21 protein-coding genes are annotated in these 26,176 nt (G+C 62.3%); 12 read left to right on the top strand and 9 right to left on the bottom strand.

Going from position 1 to position 26,176, the window contains the following annotated elements:
* Positions 1 to 51 precede the first annotated feature (51 nt).
* Positions 52 to 1,287, top strand: a complete 1,236-nt coding sequence (gene fes, locus AOT96_RS15495) for an enterochelin esterase (RefSeq protein ID WP_003945472.1) — start codon at positions 52 to 54, stop codon at positions 1,285 to 1,287.
* A gap of 13 nt (positions 1,288 to 1,300) precedes the next feature.
* On the opposite strand, the gene AOT96_RS15490 is transcribed toward fes, so the two are convergent.
* The 5 genes from AOT96_RS15490 to AOT96_RS15470 form a co-directional block, all read right to left on the bottom strand.
* Complete coding sequence (locus AOT96_RS15490) at positions 1,301 to 2,689, bottom strand: DUF1254 domain-containing protein (RefSeq protein ID WP_058039304.1); 1,389 nt, start codon at positions 2,687 to 2,689, stop codon at positions 1,301 to 1,303.
* Between the two features lie 55 nt (positions 2,690 to 2,744).
* Positions 2,745 to 3,158, bottom strand: coding sequence for an HIT family protein (locus AOT96_RS15485; protein WP_042920316.1), 414 nt, complete (start codon positions 3,156 to 3,158; stop codon positions 2,745 to 2,747).
* Positions 3,159 to 3,225: 67 nt separating this feature from the next.
* Positions 3,226 to 4,647, bottom strand: a complete 1,422-nt coding sequence (gene purB, locus AOT96_RS15480; RefSeq protein WP_058039170.1) for an adenylosuccinate lyase — start codon at positions 4,645 to 4,647, stop codon at positions 3,226 to 3,228.
* Positions 4,648 to 4,702: 55 nt separating this feature from the next.
* Positions 4,703 to 5,308, bottom strand: a complete 606-nt coding sequence (locus AOT96_RS15475) for a TetR/AcrR family transcriptional regulator (protein ID WP_003945736.1) — start codon at positions 5,306 to 5,308, stop codon at positions 4,703 to 4,705.
* A 64-nt stretch (positions 5,309 to 5,372) separates the two neighbouring features.
* Positions 5,373 to 6,533 carry a pyridoxal phosphate-dependent aminotransferase gene (locus AOT96_RS15470; RefSeq protein WP_037132442.1) on the bottom strand — a complete coding sequence of 387 codons (1,161 nt, stop codon included), beginning with the start codon at positions 6,531 to 6,533 and terminating at the stop codon, positions 5,373 to 5,375.
* A 162-nt stretch (positions 6,534 to 6,695) separates the two neighbouring features.
* Between AOT96_RS15470 and AOT96_RS15465 the strand changes: the two genes are divergently transcribed.
* From AOT96_RS15465 to AOT96_RS15450, 4 genes are all read left to right on the top strand, one after another.
* Complete coding sequence (locus AOT96_RS15465; protein ID WP_042452661.1) at positions 6,696 to 8,306, top strand: ABC transporter substrate-binding protein; 1,611 nt, start codon at positions 6,696 to 6,698, stop codon at positions 8,304 to 8,306.
* A gap of 54 nt (positions 8,307 to 8,360) precedes the next feature.
* On the top strand, positions 8,361 to 11,729 hold the full coding sequence (locus tag AOT96_RS15460) for a serine hydrolase (protein WP_042452662.1): 3,369 nt from the start codon (positions 8,361 to 8,363) through the stop codon (positions 11,727 to 11,729).
* Between the two features lie 20 nt (positions 11,730 to 11,749).
* A complete protein-coding gene (locus tag AOT96_RS15455; RefSeq protein WP_042453531.1) occupies positions 11,750 to 13,147 on the top strand; it encodes a serine hydrolase domain-containing protein in 1,398 nt (465 codons plus the stop codon).
* An 87-nt stretch (positions 13,148 to 13,234) separates the two neighbouring features.
* Positions 13,235 to 14,623 carry a sensor histidine kinase gene (locus AOT96_RS15450; RefSeq protein ID WP_054188020.1) on the top strand — a complete coding sequence of 463 codons (1,389 nt, stop codon included), beginning with the start codon at positions 13,235 to 13,237 and terminating at the stop codon, positions 14,621 to 14,623.
* Positions 14,624 to 14,626: 3 nt separating this feature from the next.
* Here the strand turns inward: AOT96_RS15450 and AOT96_RS15445 are convergent, their stop codons facing one another.
* On the bottom strand, positions 14,627 to 15,301 hold the full coding sequence (locus AOT96_RS15445) for a response regulator transcription factor (RefSeq protein ID WP_058227663.1): 675 nt from the start codon (positions 15,299 to 15,301) through the stop codon (positions 14,627 to 14,629).
* A gap of 117 nt (positions 15,302 to 15,418) precedes the next feature.
* On the opposite strand from AOT96_RS15445, the gene AOT96_RS15440 reads away from it, so the two are divergent.
* The gene (locus tag AOT96_RS15440; protein WP_207624134.1) at positions 15,419 to 16,252 is read left to right on the top strand and encodes a phosphatase PAP2 family protein; all 834 of its coding nucleotides are present in this window, start codon (positions 15,419 to 15,421) and stop codon (positions 16,250 to 16,252) included.
* On the opposite strand, the gene AOT96_RS15435 is transcribed toward AOT96_RS15440, so the two are convergent.
* Positions 16,188 to 17,270, bottom strand: a complete 1,083-nt coding sequence (locus AOT96_RS15435; RefSeq protein WP_231917208.1) for an ABC transporter substrate-binding protein — start codon at positions 17,268 to 17,270, stop codon at positions 16,188 to 16,190. The two genes, AOT96_RS15440 and AOT96_RS15435, sit on opposite strands and share 65 nt — an antisense overlap.
* A gap of 42 nt (positions 17,271 to 17,312) precedes the next feature.
* Here AOT96_RS15435 and AOT96_RS15430 point away from each other — a divergent pair, with 42 nt between their 5' ends.
* On the top strand, positions 17,313 to 17,825 hold the full coding sequence (locus AOT96_RS15430; RefSeq protein WP_231917207.1) for a MarR family winged helix-turn-helix transcriptional regulator: 513 nt from the start codon (positions 17,313 to 17,315) through the stop codon (positions 17,823 to 17,825).
* Positions 17,826 to 17,898: 73 nt separating this feature from the next.
* Here AOT96_RS15430 and AOT96_RS15425 read toward each other — a convergent pair whose 3' ends face one another.
* Both AOT96_RS15425 and purD read right to left on the bottom strand, forming a co-directional pair.
* A complete protein-coding gene (locus tag AOT96_RS15425; RefSeq protein ID WP_007734403.1) occupies positions 17,899 to 19,467 on the bottom strand; it encodes a GMC oxidoreductase in 1,569 nt (522 codons plus the stop codon).
* 242 nt (positions 19,468 to 19,709) lie between these two features.
* Complete coding sequence (gene purD / locus AOT96_RS15420; RefSeq protein WP_007734401.1) at positions 19,710 to 20,966, bottom strand: phosphoribosylamine--glycine ligase; 1,257 nt, start codon at positions 20,964 to 20,966, stop codon at positions 19,710 to 19,712.
* Between the two features lie 171 nt (positions 20,967 to 21,137).
* Here purD and AOT96_RS15415 point away from each other — a divergent pair, with 171 nt between their 5' ends.
* The 5 genes from AOT96_RS15415 to AOT96_RS15395 are packed head-to-tail and all read left to right on the top strand — an operon-like array spanning position 21,138 to position 26,168.
* Positions 21,138 to 22,760 (top strand): ABC transporter substrate-binding protein, encoded by a 1,623-nt coding sequence (locus AOT96_RS15415; protein ID WP_054188023.1) that lies wholly within the window; start codon positions 21,138 to 21,140, stop codon positions 22,758 to 22,760.
* Positions 22,757 to 23,791: an ABC transporter permease gene (locus tag AOT96_RS15410; RefSeq protein ID WP_083197708.1), complete on the top strand. Its 1,035-nt coding sequence runs from the start codon at positions 22,757 to 22,759 to the stop codon at positions 23,789 to 23,791. Before AOT96_RS15415 ends, AOT96_RS15410 begins: the two co-directional genes overlap by 4 nt.
* Positions 23,784 to 24,605, top strand: coding sequence for an ABC transporter permease (locus tag AOT96_RS15405; RefSeq protein WP_063314982.1), 822 nt, complete (start codon positions 23,784 to 23,786; stop codon positions 24,603 to 24,605). Before AOT96_RS15410 ends, AOT96_RS15405 begins: the two co-directional genes overlap by 8 nt.
* The gene (locus AOT96_RS15400) at positions 24,602 to 25,519 is read left to right on the top strand and encodes an oligopeptide/dipeptide ABC transporter ATP-binding protein (RefSeq protein WP_065351973.1); all 918 of its coding nucleotides are present in this window, start codon (positions 24,602 to 24,604) and stop codon (positions 25,517 to 25,519) included. Before AOT96_RS15405 ends, AOT96_RS15400 begins: the two co-directional genes overlap by 4 nt.
* 1 nt (position 25,520) lies before the next feature.
* Complete coding sequence (locus AOT96_RS15395; protein WP_003945821.1) at positions 25,521 to 26,168, top strand: ABC transporter ATP-binding protein; 648 nt, start codon at positions 25,521 to 25,523, stop codon at positions 26,166 to 26,168.
* Positions 26,169 to 26,176: the final 8 nt, after the last annotated feature.

The following is a 26,176-nucleotide window of genomic DNA, read 5'->3' as shown; positions in this document are numbered from 1 at the left end:
CGGACCACTCCTCGAATTCAAAAGCCCATCAAATTAGGTTAGGCTGTGCTCATGCTAACTCAGGCGGTGACCGAATTGTCCGCTACCCTCGCAGCCTCGCCCGACATCGAGACGTCCTGGAATCGGATAGTGCAACAAGGAACGCCGATCATCGAAAGCGTTGATACACAGACTGTTCGAGTTACGTTCCTCTGGCGTCAGCCCGAGGAGACCGAGGTCGAGCGCGTTTACCTGGATGCAAATTCGCTGACCGACCATCACGCAGAACAACTCAGCGTGATGCAGCGACTCGGAGACAGTCCGGTGTGGTTCTACACCGCCGAAGTCTCGAACACCTGGCGTAGCAGTTACAGCATCATCCCGGTACCGAAGTCCGTAGTCGACGAGTTCGACTATCCGGGAGCAGGCAAGGAAGACTCGACCCGCCGCACACGCTGGTTGGGGTTGCTCGAGCACCGAATTGCCGACCCACTCAATCCGCTTTCCGCAGGTGTGGACACAAGGCGTTCCGTCGCCGAGATGCCCTTGGCGCCGGTCCAGTTCGGTTGGGATGCTCCAGTTTTCAGGAAGTCGGTACAGCTCACCTGGGCTAGTTCGACTTTGGACGTCGAGCGGCCGGTGTGGATCTACGAGACCGTGGACGACGGATTGACACCGCTCGAAGAACGGCCGCTCGTGATACTTCTCGACGGGCGCCACTGGGCCGAGGTCATGCCGGCAGGCGCCGCCTTCGATCGTGCGGTCCAGACCGGCAAACTGAAATCCTGCGTTCTGCTGGCCATCGATTCCGTTGACAATCAACGCCGTTCGCAGGAATTGCCGTGCAACCGCGACTACTGGAGTGCAGTCGTCGACGAACTGCTTCCGCAGGTGCGCGCCGTCACACCTTTCTCGTCTGATCGAACGCGAACGGTGGTCTCGGGGCAGAGCTTCGGCGGCCTGGCTTCGATGTTCGCAGCACTCGAATTCCCCGAACACTTCGCGCTGGTCGCCAGCGGGTCCGGTTCGTTCTGGTGGCCAACCGGCTTGAAGCGCGGGGAAGACGGCCCGCCGGGTGGAGACATAGCCGCACGGATCGAGCGCGACGGCGTACCGGACGGTTTACGCGTTGTCCTCGAAGTAGGTAAGCACGAGTCCGACATGGTCGGGCACAGCGCAGCGGTCGCACAGGCGCTGGAGGCCGCAGGAGCGCAAGTGTCGTGTCGGATCTTCGACGGCGGCCACGACTGGTTGTGCTGGCGCAGTGTCCTTCTGGACTCCGTTGTCGAACTGATCGGCAGTCCGTGAGACAGACCACGCTCTAGGCCGGCTCGATGTCACCAAGCTTCCAAGTCCGATCGAAATATGGTTCGAGCGGTCCGTAGAAGCGGAAGTACGAGAACCAGTGCTGACCCGCAATGGTCTGAACCCAATTGGGTTCCTTCCCTACCGGAGTTGTAGGTCCGTAGTAGAGATCCACCGAACCGTCCTCGTTGACAACAAGATCGGGATCTCGCGAGCCACGGTCGCCTCGGCCCTGCTGGTTGTCGACAAGGCAGCGTGTGTCGACCGAGTAGACCGTCGCGGACCAGAACAACTTTGCCGGGACATCGGCGGGTACGTGGAGTGTGTAACTCTTTCCTCCGTCCAACCAGTGCCCCTCGGCGTCGGCGTAGCTACCCAGATACGCCTGCCCGAGTCCGGGCGTCGTACTCTTCATCGCCTCGGAGAAGGTGACCGCCTCGTAGAACCACGACGCGCGTTCGTAGAACTCGTCGTAGTTGTCCCCTCGCTGAGCTGAGTTGTCCAGGACAATCGCCAAGTCCCACTGGCGATCCGGCCAGTAGCGCGAACCGGGGAAGCGTTTGACGAACGCATTCGCCTGGGCGAACACCTCCCCCACTTCGACGGCCCGTTGCAAGATCTTTCTCACTCGATCATCCGGGGCGAAGGGCTTGCCCTTCTCAATCCCCAGCTGCCGAAGCCACGCCATCGGGAAGCGGTCGCGCTCTTCGACAGGTTCGTCCTGCACGATGTCGTGCAGGAGTTCCCAGTATCGAAGGTCTCGCGGCTGAATTCCGCTCCAGGGCTTGCCGTCCGGTGAGACCAGACGCGTCGGAGTCGGATTCTCACGATCGGAGTACGGGTACACCCGTACGGCGTCGACCAACGCGTCCGAGCGCGCCGGGTCGGGATCGAGCGTGCGGAAGCCGAACATGATGTGCATCATCGGGGAGTGGACAACGGTGTAATCACCTGTGTCCTCGACACTCTGACCTGGGCCGACTACCAGGGTCTTGCCACCCTTGCCTGCATCGGGGCCCATCTCACCGAGCACCGCGAATTCTCGTTGCCAGAAATCTGCGATGCCCCCGGCGGTCGGCCCTGGCGGCAATTCGATCACCAACGGCCCCGTTGCACCGAGATCGAAAAAGTTCAAGATGTACGGAGTCGTCGCGTTGGCGGTGATCAGGCCTAGTCGGTCACGATATGAGCGGTAGACGACGATATCGGAGGCAGTTGCTCCGAAGATGTTGGTATGCACGTCCATCCACTGGGCCCAGGACACGATGGGTATGGCCCACAAGTACGCCTGCACTGCTGTTTGGAAGTCGAGCTCGTCGAAGACCGTTGCGATGGTTTCGCGAGCGGGAAGCTCTCCGTCCCTCGGGACAAGTCCGGAGGAATACGTCAGTTCGATGTCGGCCATACCCAGATGGTGCTGGGAGAAACCTCGGCGCGAATCACCCACACCGGGTGAACCTCTAGTTCAGTGCGCCTCGAATGACGGCAGCCGTGCTGTCGAGGATTGTCCGATTGGGCGTGCGAGGTAGGGCGCGCAGGCCGAAGCCGTCGCCGCGATTTCGCGGAATGACATGCAGATGAACATGGAAGACTTCCTGCCCCGCAACAGCTCCGTCGGAGAGGTGCAGATTCACTCCGTCGACGGGGAGAGATCCGGTACGCATCGCCGCGGCAATCTTCTGCGCGACGGCGAAGATCCTGGCACCGTCGTCGGGATCGAGCGTGGACAATCCACTGGCGTGGCGCTTCGGCACGACCAGGAGATGGCCGGATGTGAACGGCCGAATATCCATGAAGGCAAGGACATTCGCGTCGTCGTAGACGACGCTGGCCTCGGCCTCACCGGCGATGATGGAACAGAAGATGCAGTCCATGGTCTCCGGCCCCTGTGCGCCTTTTCGGTAGTGGTGACCACCGAAAAGGCGCACGGGGGCGTATCCCTTACAGAATCGGCGACGGCGCATACGCCGCAGCTTCGGGGTTGGCGTCGACAAGTTTCTGCACCTCGGCGACAACGGCATCGACCTGAGCCGAAGCGGCACCGACAAAAGCAGCCTTGTCGGCCAGGGCCTCGTCGAGTGCAACGCGGTCGAGCGGCAAACGGTCGTCGGCGGCAAGACGATCGAGCAGGTCGGGCTCCTTGCCCTCTTCACGCATCGCCAGCGCAACTGCGACGGCATTCTCCTTGATCGCCTCGTGTGCGGTCTCGCGTCCGACGCCGGCGCGGACGGCGGCCATGAGCACGCGCGTCGTGGCGAGGAACGGCAGATACCTGGTCAGTTCCTTCTCGATGACGGCCGGGTACGCGCCCATCTCGATCAGCACGGTCAGGAAGGTCTCGAACATGCCGTCGATCGCGAAGAACGCGTCCGGGAGCGCGACGCGGCGCACGACGGAGCAGAAGACGTCGCCCTCGTTCCACTGCGCACCCGCAAGCTCGGCTGCCATGGAGCCGTATCCGCGCAGGATCACCTGAAGTCCGTTGACTCGCTCGCACGAGCGGGTGTTCATCTTGTGCGGCATCGCCGAGCTGCCGACCTGGCCGGGCTGGAAGCCTTCGGTGACCAACTCGTGGCCGGCCATCAGGCGGATCGTGTGTGCAAACGACGACGGTCCCGCGCCGACCTGAACGAGCGCGGAGATGACGTCGTGGTCGAGGGAACGCGGGTACACCTGGCCGACGCTGGTCAACACGTGAGCGAATCCGAGGTGCTCCGCAACCTTCGCTTCGAGCTGCTCGAGTTTGGCCGCATCGCCGTCGAGGAGGTCGAGCATGTCCTGAGCGGTCCCCATCGGGCCCTTGATCCCACGAAGCGGGTACCGGTCGATCAGCTGGCGCAGACGCGTCAGTGCAACCAGCAGCTCGTCGGCGGCCGAAGCGAAACGCTTGCCCAAGGTGGTGGCCTGAGCTGCGACGTTGTGCGAGCGGCCGGCCATAACGATGGACGAGTACTCGGCAGCGCGCTCACCCAGACGGGCGGCGACGGCGATGCCGTGGCTGTAGACGTGTTCGAGAGAACGCACGATCTGCAGCTGCTCGACGTTCTCGGTGAGGTCGCGGCTGGTCATGCCCTTGTGGACCTGCTCGTGCCCGGCAAGTGCGTTGAATTCCTCGATGCGTGCCTTCACGTCGTGGCGGGTGACCCGCTCGCGGTCCGCGATGGACTCGAGGTCGACGTTGTCGATGACACGCTCGTAGTCGTCGATGGCGTCGGCCGGAATGTCGATGCCCAGCTCTGCCTGCGCACGCAACACCGCCACCCACAATTGACGCTCGAGCACGATCTTGTACTCGGGAGACCACAGAGCAACGAGCTCCGGGCTGGCGTAGCGGTTGGCAAGGACATTCGGGATGCGGCTCACGAGGCCTCAGTCTAACGGGGGCCAAGCAGTGCCGTTACCCCCGATAGAGACCGAGCTAGACCGGCGGCGCCATCACGTCGATCGATTCCAAGAGCATTCCCCTGGCCAACCCCCGTGGGTCCGGGTCGTACTCCCCCAGAGCCGTGATCATCGCACCGTCGACCATCGCGACAAGACGGCGCAATTGCCCCTCGGGAGCCGACCGGCCCGAGCGTCGAAGCGCATCGGTCAACAGGTCGTCGAGCTGGGCTCGTAGGCGCAACTGCACGTCACGAAGTGCGGGATGACGGGCACACGCGACGAATCGTTCGTAGCGCGAGATCAAACGCTCGCGGCTCTCCGGCCGCTTCTCTTCGTCTCCGAGCAGCAGCTCGACCAACAGTTCGACGGTTGATTCCGCGCCCCGCCGACGTTGGGTCACCGCAGCCACTCTGGCGCGCATCGCTTCCATGTCGGCGTTGCCGTTGAGCTCGACGGCACACGCGATCAGATCGTCGAGTGAGTCGAAGTAATAGGTCGTCGAAGCCAGTGGAAGGTCAGCTCTGGTTGCCACCGCTCGGTGACGAACGGCGTCGAACCCGCCCTCCAGCAAAAGTTCAGCAGCGGACGCCACCAGAGCTTGGCGACGTCGTTCGCCCTTGGGCGTAGCTGCAGAAGACACCACGACATCGTGCCAGCAGAGGGCACCTCCGCATGGCGAAACAGCTCGAAGACCCTGCTGTTTGTTACCCGAGCCACTTCTCGAGGCGGGCCAGTGCCTCCTGGATGTCTGCTGTCGCACCCGCGAACGAGAGTCTGACCATCCGGTTTCCGTGGACGGTGTCGAAATCGATTCCGGGTGCCAGCGCGACCCCGGTATCTGTCAGCAACCGGGCACACCACGCGGTGGCGCCCTCGTCGCCACACAGATGGCCGATGTCCGCGTAGACGTAGAACGCACCGTCGGCGGGAGCCAACTCGGTGATGCCCAGTTTCGGCAACCCGGTCAACAACAGTTCACGATTGACGGCGTACCGCTGAACGTGCCCGTCCAACTCGACCTTCGCCTCGTCCGAGAATGCCTCGACGGCGGCGTACTGAGAGATCGCGGGCGGACACACGGTCATGTTCGACGCGAGTCTCTGCAGCGGGCGCCGAAGATAGGTCGGCACCAACATCCACCCGAGTCGCCAACCCGTCATCGAGAAGTACTTGGACACCGAGCCGATCACGACGGATTCGCGTGAGGTCTCCCAGGCGCTCGACGTGTGCTGATCGCCGTATCCGATGCCGTGGTAGATCTCGTCCGAGATCAGAAGAGTTCCGTGCTGCTCGCACCACGTCGCCAATGCAGCGAGCTCCTCGGGCGAGATCACCGTGCCCGTGGGATTTGCCGGGCTCGCGACGATCAGACCGGCAGGCGGCGACGGCAAAGCCTCGAGCATTTCCACTGTCGGCTGGTATCGAGTTGCCGGCCCGCAGTCGAGTTCGACGACGTTGCAGCCGAGAGCGGCAAGGGTATTGCGGTACGCGGGATATCCGGGTCGGGCAACCACCACGGTGTCGCCCTCGTCGAACGCGGCCAGGAAGAGCAAGGTGAACGCCCCGGACGAACCGGTCGTCACCACCACGTCTTCGGCGTCGACGGCGATTCCCGATCGCTCGCTGTGGTAGCGCGCAATAGCCTCGCGTAGCTGCAGGATCCCGAAAGTCTCGGTATACCCGAGTAGTTCGGTGCCCAGAATCTCTCGCGTCGCACGTAGCACCGGTGCCGGCGCGGGCGTCGACGGTTGACCTGCCGCCAAGGTCAGGACGTCACCATGTGTCCGCTGACGTTCGGTCGCGGCCTTCCATACATCCATGACATGGAAGGTCTGGATATCTGATCGACGAGATTCTGAGCGCACACTCCGACGGTAGTCGAACCGTGGTGCGGCAAGAAACGACGACCACCCATTGTGACGATCCGACAGATTCAGGCGCTCAGCATGAGTCGATTCAACGAGACCTGGGCCACGTCCCTCGCGCAACATTGATCAACGACTTCCTTCGATCAAAAGGTGCATCAGATGAAAGCTCGCTCAGTGCCCACTGCGGCTCTGGTCACGATCGGCGTTCTCACGGTTGCCTCGTGCGGAAGCACCTCTGATCCTGGCGGCAATTCTTCCGGCGACTACGCGAAGGACGGCAGTTTCACCACGATCGTGAACACCGATCCCGGCAACCTTCATCCCCTGATCACCAATCTGACTGCCACGCAGGCGATCAACAGCTATACGAACGACTCGTTGTTGGCCATCGACCCCAAAACCCGCGCAGCGGGCTCGTATCTGGCCGAAAAATGGAGCGAGAACGGAACTTCGCTGAACTTCACCCTCAAAAAGGGGATCACGTGTGAAGACGGCACGACCTTCACTGCCCAGACAGCGGCAAACAACATCAACTGGGTCGTCGACACGACCAACGGCTCGCCGTGGTTGGGAGCATCCGTACCCGAAACTGCGGTAGCAACCGCTGATGGTGACGAGCTCACGATCAAGACAACGGAACCCGCGCCCTTCCTCCTCGAGCGCATCGGCGCTCTCAAGATGGCGTGCCAGGCAGCCCTCGACGACCCTGCCAGTGTTCGAGGCAGCAGCAACGGAACCGGACTGTTCAAGATCACCGAAGTAGTGGCCAACGATCACGTCACGCTCGAACGCCGCGACGGATACAACTGGGGGCCGAACGGCGAAACCACGTCGGACACGCTCGGAGTGCCCAAGACGGTCACGATCAAGGTCGTGACCGACGCCGCGACGACGGCGAATCTCGTCCTCACCGGAACGGTCAACGCGGCCCCGGTTGCCGGCGCGGATATCGAACGTGTGGAAGCTTCAGGCCTCGAGTCGATGACGTCCAACACCCTGAGCGGACAGTTCATCTTCAACCACAATGCGGCTCTCCCCACCAAGGACGAAGCCGTACGCACCGCACTCGTGCAAGCGATCGATCTCGACGATTACACGGACATCAACACCGGTGGCAAAGGCTCACGAGCTACGGCACTGGCAGTAGTCGATCCGCGGGCGTGTGACTTCGACAGCGTCACCGGTGTAGTTCCGAAGTTCGACATGGCCGCTGCGAAAAAGACTCTTGCGGACGCCGGTTGGAAGCCCGGATCCGACGGTGTCCTGACCAAGGACGGTCAAGCGCTGCAATTGACGGTCATCTTTGCCAACTACCGCGACACCACCTCTGCAGCAGCAGAATACGCGATGAAGCAGTGGCAGGAGCTCGGTGCGAAGGTAGAGCTTCGTGGTGGTGACAACAACTTCATCATTTCCAACACATTCGCAGCGAAAGACCTGACGTCATGGTCGATCTCGATCGGACTGACCGTCCAGAGCGATACCCCCAGCATCTTCGTTCCGTACTTCGCCGGCCCCACCCCACCGTCGGGTGTCAACTTCGCATCGATCGACAATCAAAAGTACGCCGAACTGGCGGCGAAGGCCTCGGTTCTGCCCGGGCAGGAATCCTGCTCGGTGTGGAAGGAAGCGGAACAAGCACTGTTCACCTCGTCCGACGTCATTCCGGTGTCCACGTCGCCGAACTTCATGTTCTTCAACGGCGCAACGGCCCTGTATGCACCAGTTGGCGGCACCCTGGCCGGCCCTGGCATTCGCGTTCTGAAATAAGCCGGAAGACAAAGCTTTACGTCTGCATCTATTTCTCCGATTCGAAGGATCTACATGACTGACCGTCCATTTGTTCTCGACGACCTCCACCGTGTGGTCACACCCACTGAGACCTCAATCTCTCCCGACGGCACCGTGGTCGTCTTCGTTCGCTCGGAAATTGTTGCCGGAAAGGCAACTACATCGCTCTGGGCGGTGTCCCGCGATTCCCAGGCTCGCCGCCTCACCGCAGGGCCCGCCGATTCTGCCCCTCGGTTCTCTCCGGACGGAACCTCGATTGCCTTCCTGCGTAAGGTCGGCGACTCCGCGCAGCTGCACCTGATCCCGCTCGCCGGTGGCGAGGCCGAAACTCTCACCACATCAGCATCACTCCCCCTCGGCGCCGGTGCAGCAGCCTGGAGCCCGGACGGAAATGCCATCGCGTTCGCCGCTGTGGTCTCACGCTCGGACTCCGCCGATCCGAATGCTCCCATCGTCACCGACCGACTCGGATACAAGGTGGACGGTGCCGGTTGGCTCGGCACCTTCCGTCGCCACCTTCACACCGTCGATCTGGAGACGAAGGCAGTTCGACGGCTCACCGACGGTGATTGGAATGCCGACGTTCCGTCCTGGTCGCCCGACGGCACGGCCCTTGCCTTCACCGCGAATCTCGAACCGGACAGCGATCTGAACCTCACGTTCAGCGCTTACCGCATCCTCGTCGACGATCTGTCGGTTCCCCCGCAGCGACTCGGTCATGCCACCGGAGTGCAGGGCTCCACACTGTGGCATCCGCAGGGAGATTCGGTCGTCGCCATCGGCACTCCCGAGGTCCGTGTCGGAACTGCAGACCTGATCCGGCTGTCCGTCCCCGGCCCAACCGAGACACCGGTCGACGTCACCCTCACAGCTCATCTCGATCGCAACGTGATGCCCGGTGCACCCGGTTACCCCGGCGGCACACCGGCACTGTCGAATACTCGCGACGAAATCGTGTTCTGCCTACGCGATCGTGGATGGACGCATCTGTACGCGGCCGACATCGAAACCGGCACCTCTCGATCCCTCGTCGCCAATCCCAACGAGGTCGTCTCGGCGCTCTCCGTTGCCCGTGACGCCCGCGTCGCCTCCGTCATCGTCACCACGCAGCAGTCCTTCGGCGAGGTCGCACTCGTCGATCTCGACAGCGGCGCGGTCACCACGCTGACGAAATTCACCGCAGAAGCACTCCCCGAGGTGACACTGTTTGCCGCCGAGGAACGCGAGTTCACCATCTCCGACGGCCGCACCGTGCATGGTTGGTTGCTGTCCGCTCCCGAAACCAGTGGCGCTGCACCTCTTCTGCTCGACATTCACGGCGGACCGCACAACGCGTGGACCGGCGTTGCAGATACCTATCACCCCGCCCACCAGGTTCTCGCCGCCCAGGGTTGGCGCATCCTGACCCTCAATCCACGTGGGTCGGACGGGTACGGCGCAGACTTCATGTACGCCGTCAACGGCGCCTGGGGTACCTCCGACCAAGCCGACTTCCTCGAGCCGATCGACGCGCTTGTCGCCGAGGGACTTGTCGACGGGGACCGTCTGGCGATCACCGGGTACAGCTACGGCGGATACAGTACGTGTCACCTGACGTCCGCGACGGATCGTTTTGCCGCTGCGGTTGCCGGCGGGCTGATCTGCGATTTCAACGCCATGGCCGGAGTCTGCGATTTCGGTCCGCACCTCGCGTCACTCGCCACCGGCACGACTGTTCCCGAGAACTCCGCCAAGCTGCTGGCAGCCTCACCGCTCGCCGCCGTGAAGAACGTGGTGACCCCGACGCTGATCCTGCACGGAAAGTCGGACGAGCGGTGCCCGCTGGGTCAAGCCGAGGCCTGGTTCGCCGCACTGCGCCAGCAGCACGTACCCACCCGTCTGGTGGCGTATCCCGGTGCAAGCCACGGGTTCCTCGTCAACGGCTCGATCTCGCACCGAATCGACTACAGCACACGACTCATCGAATGGGTCAAGCGATACACCTCCGCGAAGCTGCCCAAGACCGGCCTGGCCAACGCGTCTGCCGGAGCCGACGCGTGGAAGCGTTCGCTGGACGTACTGTGTGAGCGTTACGGCGTCACCGGTGCTCAATTCGGTATTCTCACACTCGATTCCAACGGCAAGGAAATCACCCGTACGACGGTGGCTTCCGGCGTGATCAATGCAGACACCGGGGTCGAGGTATCCACCGACTCCCTGTTCCAGATCGGATCCATCACCAAGGTATGGACCGCGATGCTGGTCATGCAGCTTGTCGACGAAGGCTTGCTCGACCTGGACGCGACCGTCCGGTCGATCCTGCCCGATTTCGCACTGCAGGACGAGGAAACAGCTGCCCGCATCACGGTTCGCGCACTTCTGAACCATCGCAACGGAATCGACGGTGACCTGTTCATCGACAAGGGTCGCGGCGACGACGTCGTCGAACGCTACGTCGAGGGCCTGCGTGACTTCCGTCAGGTTCATCCACTCGAGGACGGCTTCGCGTACTCGAACTCCGCGTACGTCCTTGCAGCTCGTATCGTCGAGGTTCTTCGCGGCGGCATCTGGGACGACATCCTCAAGGAGCGGATCATCGATCCGCTCGGCCTCGCGCACACACTCACGTTGACCGGAGATACACCGAGATACTCTGTGGCAGCGGGTCATACGGGGAACTCCGTCGTGATGCCCGTCTGGCCGATCACGCGCTCGATGGGGCCCGCGGGTTGCATCACTGCCAGCATCGGAGATCTACTCACGTTCGCGGAACTCGGTCTTCTCGAAGGACAGAGCGTCGACGGCGTACGGATCGTGTCGGAAAAGTCAGCCGCCGCGATGCGCACACCCGAAATCGACATCAGCGAACTGTTCCCGGACAAGTCGGGTTGGGGCTTGGGCTGGTTCCACGAAACCTGGTCGGGCGAAGAGATTTTCGGGCACGACGGCAGCACCATCGGCCAGCACGCGTATCTGCGCATCTTCCCCCGCCACAATGTCGCGATCGCACTGCTGACCAGCGGCGGCAAGGCCGACGGCCTCTACCGTGATCTCTTCACCGAAGCCGCGGCCGCGTTGGTCGGACTCGAACCTCCGCAAGCCCTCGCCCCGAACCCCGCGAGTGTGGAGTCGATTCCGGATTCGGTTCTGGGAAAGTACAGCTCGGGCGGAATAGCAATCGAGTTCCGTCGTGGAGAGTCCGCTGACGAGGCCGTGATCACCGTCATCGGCGACGTAATCCCGAATCCCGAGGAAGACGAGACAGCTCCGAAGAAGCCTGCAACGGTAGCCACTCTCGTACCGTCGCAGATCCCGGGGACCTGGACCACCCGTCAACCCGGGGCCGCGGGTTGGACGACGGTACGGCCGCACCGAGACGGAGTGTACGTCGGATTCCGCTTCCTACCACGGGTTAACGCGTGACGATGACCGATACACATACGATGACGGAAACACAGAACGCCGAAACACAGAACGCCAGCGAACTCGAGGAATCAAAGATGCAAGAACAGCTTCAAGAACTCGTCGATCAGTGGAGGGTCGAGGCAAACATCCCCGGCGTCTCGGTCGGCATCGTTCACGGCGACAAGGACATCGTCGTCACCAGTGGCATCGAGAGCGTCGAAACCCAACTCCCGGTCACCGACAAGACGATGTTCATGATCGGCTCCACCACAAAGGTGTTCGCCGCAACAGCCGCGATGGCACTCGTCGAGGACGGCCTACTCGATCTCGACACCCCGTTGGTCGAGTACGTCCCCGAACTGACCTTCGCCGACGAAACAGCCACGCGCACAGTCACGATGCGTCACCTCCTCACCCACACCGGCGGATTCACCGGCGACGCGGGCCTCTCGGCAGGCTGGGGCGAAGACGCCCTGGGACGCTCGGTTTCACGGCTGAACGAACTGCGACAAGAATTTCCCGTCGGAGAAGTCTTCTCCTACAGCAACTCCGGATTCGTTCTCGCCGGACATGTCGTGGCCAAGATCAGCGGACTGACCTTCGAAGAGCTGGTCAAGCAGCGCGTGCTCGACCCCCTCGACATGAAGAACTCGGCCTTCCTGCCCTGGGACGTGATGACCCACCGGTTCGCACTCGGTCACTACATCCGCGACGGTGTGCCGTTCGTGTCCAACGAAACCGGACTGGACCGCGGCATGATCCCTTGCGGCGGAATGTGGTCCTCGGTGCGAGACCAACTCGTCTGGGCACGTTACGCACTGTCTGGCGAACACCCCGGCGAAGGACAGCCACTCGACGAGTCCACCCGGTTGTTGATGCAGAAGCCGCAGCGTCCCGCCGCGATGATGTTCGAAGAAGTCGGCCTGGGATGGCTGTTGACTCGATACGGAACCACACAGGTAGTGCGGCACGGCGGAAACGTGAGCAACCTCCAGGTCTCCGAGTTCATGACAGTGCCCGAGAAGAACTTCGCCGTCACCGTGCTGACCAACGCCCTCGGCGGCGGAATCGGCAAGAAGATCGTCGACTGGTGCATGGCCAACCTCACTGAACTACCCACGCCGGCATCCCTCGACGTGGTCGAGCCCGAACCCGCTGCCGTCGACGCAGTCCTGGGCAAGTATCAGGCCGGCTCACTGACGATGACCGTCGCCCCCGGTGACGAGGGAATCGGCATCCGGATGGGCAGCGCGCAGGATCTCGGTGAATACGAGGACATCGTCTGGCCGCCGGCAATCCCGATCGCCTTCCTCAACGACCGTGACTTCGCTGCGCGCGCCGACACCACCCGGGCGTTGGGACGCTTCGTCACCGACGACACCGGTCGCGCCGTGATGCTCGAATTCGGCGGCCGCACCGCCAAGCGAGTGGCCTGATCCTCTAGACGGGTGACGCGGTCCGATTACGGGACCGCGTCACCCGTCTTCGTAAATGCACAACCGAGAAGGTACAGACTGGACGCCATGAACTTCATCGGCGAGTCGATTCTGCACCCCTCCCGGTGGAGCGTGCGTGCCCGTTCGACCGTGGCTTCGACACTCGTGATCGCCTTCTGCCTGGTGATCGCCGGGCTTGCACTGGTTTTCGTGCTGGCAAACTCCCTGCATCTGTCCGCGCTGAACAGCTCCGACGCTCGCGCCACGCAATTGGTCCAGCAGCTCAACGGAAAAAACCCGGCCGATCTCGACCCTTCGCTTCTGTCCACAGACAGTCAGATCGGAATCGTCCAGATCGTCGACGCCGATCACCGAATAGTCGCCCAATCACCTGGAACCGACAGCGACCTCCTGTCCGAACGTTTTCTCGGCCCTGACGAGTCGGACGCTCTCGGAAGGGTCAAGAAGTCCGACGACGAGGACTACTGGCTGATCGGGCGAGGCGCTCAGACGGCGACCGGACCAGTCACCGTCTTCGTCGGCGCCGACCGCGAACCAGTTGAAACCGTGGTGACGACCGTTGCCGTTCTGCTGGCCATCGTCGGACCTCTGGTCCTGGGGCTGGCAGCGTTTGCCACCTACCGCCTCGTCGGTTCGGCCCTCGCTCCCGTCGAACGCATCCGCGCTCGGGTAGCATCGATTTCGAGTGGGCGTCAAGGTGAACGAGTGCCTGTCCCGTCAGGGAACGACGAGATAGCCCGACTGGCAACAACAATGAACGACATGCTGGCGCGCCTCGACGAAGGTGCGCTGGCCCAGCAACGATTTGTCAGCGATGCCTCACACGAGTTACGCAGTCCGCTGTCCACGATCACGACGGCCCTCGAACTGGCACACCGACGCCCGGATCTCCTCGACGACGCGCTGATCGAAGACGCACTACTTCCCGAGGCGCGCCGAATGCGGCAGTTGATCGAAGACCTGTTGATTCTCGCGCGCTCTGACGAAAGCGAACTCGAAAAGTTCGGCATCGTCGTCGACGTCGACCTCGATGACATCTTGTTCGCCGAGCAGAAAAGGATCGACGGTATCTCCGCAGTTACGGTCGCCGCTGCCGTGGCTCCGGTTCGGGTCTCCGGAGACCCGAGAGCATTGACGCGGATGGTGCGAAACCTCGTGGACAATGCAGTGCGGCATGCGGAGACCCTCGTGTATCTCGAGTGCTCCGAAGCCGGAAACGAAGCCCACATCGTGATCGAGGACGACGGGCCCGGAATCCCTGCAGCAGAACGCGAACGAATCTTCGGACGCTTCGTCCGCCTGGACCAGCCGCGGTCGAGGCAGGGAGGCGGGTCCGGACTCGGACTCGCCATCGCGTCGGAAATAGTTGCGGCGCACCACGGAACCATTTCCGTCAGCGAGAGGGCGGGCGGTGGAAGTCGATTCGAGGTGACGATTCCGGTACCGAACGACTGACGATCAGGCAGTGCCGACAAAGCGGTACCCGACGCCTCGGACCGTTTCGATGCTCTGAGTTCCGAACGGGAGGTCGAGCTTCTTACGAAGGTAACCGATATACACCTCGACGATGTTCTCGTCACCTTCGTAGTTGGTGTCCCAGACAGCGCGAACGATCTCGGTCTTCGTGACCACCACACCATTGTTGCGCATCAAGAATTCGAGAACGCTGTACTCCCTTGGCGTCAGGGTCAATTCGATTCCCGCTCTGCTCACCTGATGTTTGGCCGGGTCGAGGGACAGGTCTCCAACGGAGAGTATCGCCGGACGTTGTGGAGCGCCGCGACGCACCAGTGCGCGCAGCCGAGCGAGAAACACGACAAACGAGAATGGCTTGACCAGGTAGTCGTCGGCGCCGAGATCGAATGCATCAGCCAGGTCGTATTCGCCGTCCTTTGCCGAGAGCATGAGGATCGGCGTCCAGATCTCCCGGGCGCGTAGATCCCGCACGATGTCGTACCCGTGTTTGCCCGGCAACATGATGTCGAGAACGATCACGTCGAATTCGTCACTGCACGCAGTCGCGAATCCGTCGTCACCGTTGAGTTCGACGGCGGTCACGAATCCCTCGGCCACCAATCCCCGCCGGATCGTCTCGGCCAGGCGCACTTCGTCTTCGACCACCAGTACTCGCACCACCGGCCCCGTTTCGTCGCCACGCAGTTGTTCGGATGCACCCAGTAGAGCAGACGGTAGACCCAGAGCCGAGTTCCGTTCAGCGTTTCTTCAGCTTCGGCTCGTCACACTGCATTCATGCCTGCAACTGTGTCGACCGTGCGAAACGTGGTCACCGAAGTCCTGACCGAGAGCACCACCGCAGAGATCGCGGTTGCCGCAATCGTGGTGGCCGCAGCTCTGTTCGCGTTCGGTTCGATCTACCGAGCTTCCGGCGTTCGGTCTACAGCCCTTCGCACGTGCGGACTCGTGCTTGCACTGGTGACGCTGTCGATCCAGGTGTATGGAAGCGGGTGGTTGACGAGCTTCGACGGGCCGGTGACCGACTGGATGGTCGATCATCGGAGCGGCGCCCTGAACCAGATCGCGGTCGCCGTCACAGATCTCGGTAGCCCGGTCGCCACCGCGCTACTCGGGATCACCTGCGGAGTGCTCATCTCATGGCGAGCGCGTTCGGTCGTTCCGGGCTTGATCGTGATCGGAACCGTTGGCGGGGCGGCGGTCGCCAGCACGGTAATCAAAGCGCTCGTCGGTCGCGAACGTCCGCCGACCAACATCCAGGTTCTTCTCGAGACCGGCCACTCGTTCCCCTCCGGTCACGTGACGGGCACAGCAGCGCTGTTCGGCATTGCCGTTCTCGTTGTGAGCGTCGACCGAACACCGGCCGTCAAACGCCTTCTGATGCTCCTCGCCGTGACGGTCACCGTCGTCGTCGCGCTGACTCGCCTCTACTTGGGTGCGCACTGGCTCACCGACGTCATCGCCGGAGCCATTCTCGCGACGCTTGCCGTCACGGTGGGTGGAGCCCTCTTCCGATTCGTCGGCACTCACAACCAAGCTGAATCGACTACTGCTGCAATGCGCTCTGCAGAACCTTCAGCACTTCACGAGCCGCAGTCGGCCCGGTATTGAGGTAAAAGACGTCATCGTCAACAGCGACGGCGTGGTTGGCGACCACACCACGTAACTGCGCCCACAACGGCGCGTTCGTCAATGTCGCCGGGTCCCCGCCCTGCACGCCGTAGAAGATCCAGTCGGCGTCCGCCACGTTCAACTCTTCTTCACTGATGTCTCGGGAAGTGTCGTCGAACTGCTGCGACTGCGGACGGGTCAAGCCGGCATCCTCGGCGATACTGCCGGTGAACGAAGGAATACCGAAGATGCGCAGACGATTTCCGTTCTGGCGCGTGAACGACACCGTCGGCGGCGACGAGAGGGAAGCACCGAGGGCCGCGGCATCGGTATTGAAGGTATCCAGCAGTACCGTCGCCTGCTGCGTCTTACCTACCCCGTCGGCAACCAGCAGGAAGTCCTGCTTCCAGTAGACGCCGGTTCCCTGTGTTGCCACCGTGGGTGCGATGGCAGAAAGCTGGTCGTACAGCGAATCAGCGTCCTTTCCTGCAACATTCATCAAGATCAGGTCAGGATCGAGCGTGACGATCGCTTCGAAATTCGGTGTGAAGCGTCCACCTGCGTCAACGACATCACTTAGCTGAGTACGGAATTCGGGGTATGCAGACAACAAGTACGGAGGCACCAGGTCCGCACCGTCACCACGCGTCGAACCTGCGGGCACGACACCGAGCGACAGGAGAGCATCTGCTTGCCCGGTCGAGATGACGACAACCTTTTCGGGCTGCGATTCGATCGTGGTGTCCCCTTTGAAGTGTGAGACGGTACGAGGGAACTCGCCGTCCGACTTTCCGCTCCCCATTCCAACCGGGACTTCTCGCGGAGCGACAAACGCAGAGTCCGCCGGAGCCGACGCACTGATCTCGGCATCTGTGGGCGACGCGTCCTCGCTCGAGCAGCCACTGAGAGCTGCCACCAATGTCAGTGCGCCGATCAGCATTACACTGCGTGACTTCTTTCGAAAATTCATGATCGTGTCCCGTACGTCGTGAAGCATGACAGCTTCATCTTCCGTCATGGTTAGGTGACCCTACCCTTTGAAGAACTGTAAACTATATCTGTGTCAGATACAGTTCCAGGGCGTGGATCACACGAGGTCGATCGCTACTCCGATCGCGTGCCCACCGCGGAAGAAGCATCGAGATCACTCATCGCTGCGGCGTTCGAATTGCGTCGAGCGCTGCGGGAATACATGGATACGTCGGGTACCGACGCGACTCTGCCAGAGGCACAATCCGAAGTACTTCACGATGTCGCACACCATCCGGGCACTCGCATCGGGGCCGTGGCCGATCGCCTCTCCAGACGCCCGAACACCGTCAGCACGCTGGTGCGCATCCTCTCCGACAAAGACCTGATCGAGCGGCGACCCGATCCCACGGACGGCCGAGTGAGCACACTTTTCGTGAAGGACGAGCGAAGCGCGCGACGAGACCGTCGATCCGAACTACGCATCGGCGTTCTCGCCGAAGAATTGGCGGCCCTCGACGAGGGCGACCTCGACACATTGACCACTGCCGTCGGTATCCTCGACCGAGTCAATCGATCATTGCGAGATCACGCACCGCGGTGACACTCCGGGCATACAGAAGCGGTGCGGTGCAGCACCTGCCGCACCGCACCGCACCTGCTGACGAGTTACCGCCCTAGTTCATGTCGTTCGCAATGATGTTCTCGATATTCCGTTCGGCCAGAGCGGTGATGGTGACGAACGGATTGACTCCCACATTGCCCGGTACGAGGGATCCGTCCATGACGTACAGACCCGGGTACTCCGGCAGACGACCGTAGCCGTCGGTCGCCTTGCCGAGCACACAACCGCCGAGGGGGTGGTACGTCAACTGATCGCCCCACGTCTGCGTCGGGCCGAAGAGGTCGGTCCGGTAGATCGTGCCTTCCTTCTTGTTGATCTTGTCGAAGAGCTTCTTCGCCATGTCGATCGACGGCTGGTTCTGCGAGCGCTGCCAGTTCAATCCGACTTTGCCTGTTGCCGAGTTGAATTGGAACTGAGCACGTTGCGGATTCTTGGCAATCGCCAAGTACAGGCTGACCCACAGTTCGGTACCGGCCGGGAAGGGTGCGATTTCCGCAAAGACGGGAGCGGATGTGTCGGCCCAGTTGTCGATACCCATCACGGGGATCGCGGACTGCTTCGCACCGGTGGCGTCCCACATGTGATTGGCGCGGCCCACCATCACGTTGCCGTTGTGACCCCATTCCTGTCCAACTGCACCCGGCAAATTCGCCAGCTGCCCTTGCGCTTTCATCGCGACCAGGAGCTTGCTGGTCCCGATACTGCCGGCCGCGAAGAAGACCTTGTCCGCCGTCACTGTCTTGGTGCCGACGGTATTGCCCTGCTCGTTGATCTGGTTCATCACCACTTGATAGCCACCGCCGGTCGCGGCCGGGGCAACCGAGGTCACGACGTGCAGAGCTGAAATGGTGAGCTTGCCGGTGGCGGATGCCGCAGCGAGGTACGTCTTGTCCAGAGATTTCTTTCCGGCATTGTTGCCGTAGATGACCTCACTGACCAGAGCAGACTTGGTGACCTGGCCGGCAGCTTCCTGCTTCATGTAGTTGAAGTCGTAGACATTCGGCACGAACGTTGTTGTGTAACCGGATCTCTCAGCGGTCTTTCGCCCCGTCCGCGCGAACTTGTAGTACTCGGTCGATTCGAACCAGGCCGGGTCGATGTTGTTGACTCCGAGCGCAGCGTTCGCGCGCGGGAAATACGTCGAGTACATCTCGTTGGAATCGACACCGGGCAGGATCTCTTCGAAGTAGTTACGCTTGGGTGTGACGGCCATACCGCCGTTGACCAGCGACCCACCGCCGACCCCTCGGCCCTGGTAGACCTTGATCCCGCCGAAGTCCTCGGCGTCGAGAACACCGACGTAGCGGCTGATGTTCTTGTCCACCGAGCCGCCAGAGAAGTGTGAAACCGGTTGAACTGTACGGTCTCTGAGCCAGAAGGACCGACCGTCGGGCGAGAGCATCGGGCAGAAGATCTTGCCGTCGGACCCTGGTGTGGTCCACGACTTCCCCATCTCGACCATGTGCGTGTCGATACCGGCCTGTGTCAGGCGAAGTGCCGCAACGGCACCGCCGTATCCACTGCCGATCACGAGCGCGGGGACACGGTCACCGTCGTTCAATGCTCGTCTGGGCGCAGCGGCCGCCGTGGTCCACGAGGACGAGAGTGCGGCGGCCCCCACAGCTAATCCTGTTGCTGCCAAGAAGTTTCTACGCGAGAGCGTGGAATTGGTACGTGCGTGCCGTTCGTTGGATCCAGCGCGAATGCTCAAGTGTGCCCTTCTCTTTCCGTGACCCCCGCGCTGAGATATACCGGGAGAAACCGAACGAGAAGTCCATACTCGTGGGTAACTTCGAGGAACCGTTGATTTTCCATGAAAAGGGCCGATGAACAGAAAGTTCACCGGCCCTCCGAAAGAACGAGTCAGGGAATTGAGATGCGACCTTCGACGGCGCCGAGTCCGATGTCCTTGCGGAAATGACCGCCGGGAAGCTTGACGTCGGCGATCTTTGCGTAGGCGTCGTCGCGAGCTTCGGTCAGATCCTTGCCCACTCCGACAACACTCAGCACACGCCCGCCGGCCGAGACGACGGCACCGTCTTCACGCTTCTTGGTACCGGCGTGCAGGACTCCGTCGGCGTCGGCTCCGGTGATCACGTCGCCGGTGCGTGGGGTTGACGGGTAGTTCTCCGCGGCAATCACGACCGTGACAGCGGAACCGTCGCGCCACTGCAACGGACCGACCGAATCGAGTGTTCCGGTCGAGGCCGCATTGAGTAGACCGCCCAGCGGCGTTTCGAGGAGAGCAAGCACGGCCTGAGTTTCGGGGTCACCGAACCGGCAGTTGAATTCGACGACGGCCGGGCCGTCGACACCGATCGCCAGACCGGCGTAGAGAAGGCCGGAGAAACTGCTACCGCGCGCGACCAACTCGGCAGCGACAGGCTTGACGACGTCGTCGACGATCTGCGTGACCATCTCGTCGGGCAGCCACGGCAATGGGGTGTACGCGCCCATGCCGCCGGTGTTGGGTCCGGAGTCTCCGTCGCCTACTCGCTTGTGGTCCTGAGCCGGGAGCAGCGGGATCACAGTTTCGCCGTCGACGAGGCAGAAGAGCGAAACTTCCGGACCGTCGAGGAAGGACTCGAGGAGAACCGGGTGTCCGGTCTCGAGCAGTTCTGCGGCATGATCGCGCGCGGCGAGACGATCCGTCGTGACGACTACGCCCTTACCCGCGGCCAGTCCGTCGTCCTTGACCACCCAGTTGGGACCGAAGCGGTCGAGTGCTTCGTCGAGCTTGGCCGGATTGTCGACGATCTCGCTGTGAGCGGTCTTGACGCCGGCGACAGCCATCACGTCCTTGGCGAAAGCCTTCGATCCCTCGATGCGGGCGGCGTCGGCCGAAGGCCCGAAGCAGGCGATACCTGCTGCGCGCACCGCGTCTGCGACACCGAGGACCAGCGGAACCTCGGGTCCGATGACGACGAGGTCGGCTTCGACCTTCTGGGCCAGCGCGGTAACCGCGTCACCCGAAGCGACGTCGATGGGGTGCTGCTCGGCGATTTTTGCGATCCCGGCATTGCCAGGCGCGCAGATCAGGGCCGTGACACCTGGATCGCGAGCAAGAGAGAGAAGGAGGGCATGTTCACGGGCTCCGGAGCCGATTACTAGTACGCGCACGGTGAACAGACTACGGCCTGCGATAACAGGGCTCTCGGAGTGCCACTGGCGGGGCCAAGGTCCCAGCGTTCGGCCTTTGTGCGAAATATCCGTTTCGAGATGAGATCATATGAATACCTGAATAGGTGAACAGATGTTTTCGTACACCTGTCCACCAAGGAAAGGACACCCGTGAAACTCCACAAACCAGGCGTTCTGACGCTCACCGCAACCGCCGCAATCGGCGCACTTCTGATCACGTCGTGCAGTAGCCCGACTGGCACCGACTCCTCGGGCAACAGCGACGGCCTGGTCTTGGCCGACGGCTACGAGCTGGGCGGCTACAACCCGGTCGCAGGCTTCGGCGCTGCCGGTGAGGCCAAGATGTACGACGGCCTCGTCCGGCTCACCGGAGGGACCGGCATGCCGGGATTCGAGCCGTCTCTGGCCGCGGAGATGCCCACTGCCAATGCCGACGCGACAGTCTGGACGGTCAAACTCCGCGACGGCGTCACCTTCTCCGACGGATCGACCTTCGACGCCGACGACGTGGTTGCCACGTACAAGGCGATCCTCGATCCGGCTTCCGCCTCCGAAGCGCGGTCGTCGTACGACATGATCAGCGACGTCGTGGCCGTCGACGACAGCACAGTCGAGTTTCGTCTCGCCTACTCGTATGCGCCCCTGCTGACGAAGATGCTGATCGGCATGGTCCCGTCGGAATCCCTCGCGACACCCGGACTTGCCGCCGAATCGCCGTTGAACACCGCGCCTGTCGGTACGGGTCCGTACACACTCGTCGATCTCTCACCGGATCGAGCGGTCTTCGAGGCGAACGAGAACTACTGGGACGGTGCACCGGAGATCAAGAAGCTCACTCTCCTCTACGTTCCGGACGACAACACCCGCGCCCAACGTATGGTGTCCGGCGAGATCGACGGAACCAATCTCCCTCCACTGCTTGCCAATACGTTCTCGGGCAAAGACAACATGTCGGTGACTGCCCATCAGTCAGCGGACTGGCGCGGTCTCTCACTTCCGACGAACAATCCCGTGGCAGGCGACAAAGCCGTACGGATGGCGCTCAACCTCGCCGCCGATCGCCAGTCGATGATCGACAACGTCCTGGGCGGCCACGGCCGCGTCGCCGCCACTCCGATCCCCGAGGTCTACGGCGATTCGTACAACCCGAACGCAACCTTCGCCTACGACCCGGCCGAGGCCGAGCGAATTCTCACCGAAGCGGGCTGGATCGAAGGTGCCGACGGAATCCGTTCGAAAGACGGTCAGCGGGCGCAGTTCACGATCATGTACAACTCCGTCGACACCGTTCGACGTGATCTCGCTCAGGCATTTGCCTCCGATGCTCTCGCTGTCGGCATCGAGGTGGATCTCGAAGCGCTCTCCTGGGACCGCATAGACCCTCGAATCAACCAGGATTCGACGCTTCTCGGTGGTGGAGACGAACCTTTCGATCCAGACACACAGGCGTACGACGCGCTGAACTCGAAGTACATAGCGCCCGGGGTCGGCAGCATCTACGACAACGCCAGCGACTACTCCAATCCAGCAGTCGACGCAGGCCTGGAAGTAGGACGCCGCAGCCTGGATCAGGCAACGCGTGACGCCGCGTATCGCGACGTGCAGCAGGCGTACGTCGAGGATCCCGGATTTGTCATCCTCGTATTCCTCGACCATACGTACGTTTCGAAGGATTCCGACTGGCAGATGTCCGGACCTGTACTCGAGCCACACTCACACGGTGTGACCTGGGGCCCGTGGTGGTCACTGCAGACGTGGGCCAGAGGGCAATGACAGCGGTCGACGTTCGGGTAGACGCGCGGCAATCGCTCGACCACCGTGGCAACTCCCGCCGAAAGGCCATCCTCACGATGGTCGGTCGGCGGGCGTTGTTCATCGTGCCGGTGATCGCCGTGGTGTCCGCGGGACTCTTTGCCGCCGCCGCGGTCTCACCGTTCGATCCACTTGTCGGCTACCTGGGCACGCGATACATGACGACCAGCGACGCGGACAAAGCGTTGATCGCCGATCAGATGGGTTTCGACAACCCCTGGTACAGCACGTACTGGAATTGGCTCCAGGGCGTGTTCACCGGTGATCTCGGGATCTCCAGATCGTTCAATCAGCCTGTTTCCCAAGTTATCTCCGAGCGTCTGCCATGGACCCTGCTGCTGGTCGGTATCTCACTCCTCATCGCGATTCTCGCCTCGCTGACACTCGGTGTTCTCGCCGGAATACGCAGTGGAGGATTCTTGGACAAGACCGTGTCCGGGCTGAGCGTCGTGGTCCAAGGACTTCCGCCGTTTGTCTTGTCGCTGGGTGCCATCGCGCTCTTCGCGTTGACTCTCGGCTGGCTCCCGGTCGCCGGGTTGACCGACGGGGGTGCCGATCCCACACCGGGACAGGTGATCCGGCACTTGGTCCTACCGGTGACGGTCCTTTCCATCTCGCAGATGCCGTGGCTCCTACTCGCGGTCCGAGAATCCGTCGTGGGTTCGAAAAGTGAGGGATTTGTCGCGGGCGCCGTAGCACGCGGAATCCCGGCGCCGACCATCACGAAACGCCACATACTGCCGACCTCACTGGCGCCTTTCGTGAACATCGTCGGCGTGCGACTGCCCGAGCTGATAGTCGGGGCAGTGCTGGTGGAAGAGGTCTTCAGTTGGCCAGGGATCGCCGGCGCCATCGTCTCGTCAGCCCGTGACCTCGACATGGCACTGCTCGCGTTCCTCACCGTCGGTACGACATTGACGGTCATGCTCGGCTCACTGATTGCCGACGTCCTCGTTGCAGTACTCGACCCGAGAGTGAGTACCGATGGCTGAACGACGCTTCAAGATCGCCGTCGGCGTGCTGATCCTCGTGGCGCTGTACGCGGCGTTGGTCCCATGGTTGGCCGACGTCGACGACCGAGTCACAGACTTCTCGGCAGCTCGCCTGGCTCCGTCGTTCGATCACCCGTTCGGAACTGACTCGGCGGGCCGAGATCTATTCGTGCGCATAGCTGCAGGCATCAGAACCTCACTTCTGATCGCACTCGCCTGCGCGCTGCTCGCCACGGTGATCGGCGTCGCCGTCGGCACTACGGCCGGACTGGTCGGTGGCTGGGTGGACAGGTTCGTCATGCGCGGCACCGATGCCGTCAACGCACTCCCCCACCTGTTGCTCGGCATCGTCATCGTCGCGATGTTCCGTGGAAGCATTGCCGCCATCGTGCTTTCGATCGCACTGACCCACTGGACCCAAGTGGCCCGGATCATCCGCTCCGAGATCTTGAGTCTGCGCGAGCGTCCCTACATCGACGCCGCCATTCTCGCGGGAGCAAGTCGACGTCACGTGATCATGCGCCACCTCGTGCCGGCGACGGCGCCACAGGCTTGGATCGCAGTCGTTCTCCTGCTGCCCCACGCCGTCTGGCACGAATCGACGTTGTCCTTCCTGGGATTCGGCCTTCCCCCGCACAAGCCCAGTCTCGGGACGCTTCTCGAAGAGGCACGCAGTTCTCTGCTCCTCGGCGGTTGGTGGACGCTGGTATTCCCCGCCGCAGTTCTCGTGATCGCCACCGTCGCAGTTGCCGTCGCCGGTTCGGCCCTGCGGTCGATGCTCACGCCCCCTCGACCTTCGGAGTTGCGACTGTGAACCACGGCCTGCGCATCGAATCTCTCACCGTCAGGATCCCTCTACTCGGAGGATCGGTAGTTCACGCTGCGAGCGACATCGACCTCGACGTTCCAGCCGGCACGGTGACCGCACTTGTCGGGGAATCGGGGTGTGGCAAGTCGATCATCGCCACCTCGGTCATGAACATGTTGCCGCCGAATGCTTCTCGAACCGGAACGGTCACCGTCGGAACACCGGACCTCGAGATCGACGTCTTCTCCGGCACCGCGTTCCGTGGGCGGCACGTGGCTCTCGTTCCACAATCCGCCGCAACACATCTCACCCCTGTCCGCACTGCGCGATCGCAACTACAGGAGACGATCGACGCACTCGGCAGCGATCACACTTGCGATGCCTTGGCACTTCGCGTCGGACTCGAACCGTCGGCCCTGGACTGCTACCCGCACGAACTGTCGGGCGGCATGGCGCAACGCGTGGCCATTGCCGGTGCGCTGGCCGGGAATCCGTCGGTGATCGTCGCAGACGAACCCACCGCCAACCTCGACCGCGAACTCACCGACCACGTCGTGGGATTACTTCGAGAGTGCGCGGACGCCGGAGCGGCGGTCCTGCTCATCACCCATGACCTGGCATCCCTCACCCGCAGCGGTGTCGCTGATCGACTTGCCGTCATGTACGCATCACGCATCATGGAGACCGGTCCGGCCGCGCTGGTGTTCAAAGATCCGCTTCACGATTACACCCGAGACCTTCTCGGCGCCTTACCTTCCAGAGGTTTGACTCCCATGCCGGGATCGCCACCGCAACTCACCGATCTCCCCGAGGAGTGCGTCTATCACCTACGACGCCCGGAGTCGAAACAATCCGGTGGCCCGACCGAACTGGTCACGTTGGGTGACCGCACGTACCGAACGCTGCGGAAGGTGGGCTGACATGAGTCTGCAAGCTCTGGGAATCACCAGCGGTTACCGTCGCAACCGGCCAGTTCTCGAGAACGTCTCGCTCGAGATTCCGTCGGGAAAGCTGATCGGCCTGACCGGGCCTTCGGGCACCGGAAAATCAACACTTGCAAGGATTCTCGCTTCGCTGGATGCACCGTGGTCAGGCGAAGTGCGGATCGACGGATCACCCGTTGTGGGTACCAAATTCTCGGTACCCGCGGCACTACGCGGCACGGTGTCCATGCTGTTTCAGTCACCTCGCGCATCGACCGACCCTCGGCAGACGCTCGCCTCGATCATCGGCCAACCCGGTGACATTGCCAGTAGGTCAATCGATGTGGCCGCGCTGGCAGCAGAAGTGGGCCTCACTCCCGATCTCTTGTCGCGCAGACCACACCAGGTGAGCGACGGCCAACTACAGCGCGCCTGCCTGGCGAGATCGCTGGCGCAACAACCGAAATACCTCATCTGTGACGAGGCGACGGCGATGCTCGACGCCGCCACGACGGCCGCGCTCATTCGGTTGATCGAGAGTCGCGCCGCCGAAACCGGCGTCGGTGTATTACTCATCAGCCATGATCGCGAATTACTCGGCGCCTGCTGCGACGTGGTCCACGACCTCGACAGTATCAGCGCTTAGCCCCTGCG

The sequence above is a fragment of the Rhodococcus sp. 008 genome (assembly GCF_001682295.1).
GTDB lineage: Bacteria > Actinomycetota > Actinomycetes > Mycobacteriales > Mycobacteriaceae > Rhodococcus_F > Rhodococcus_F qingshengii.
This window is presented reverse-complemented; position numbering and strand designations above follow the sequence as displayed.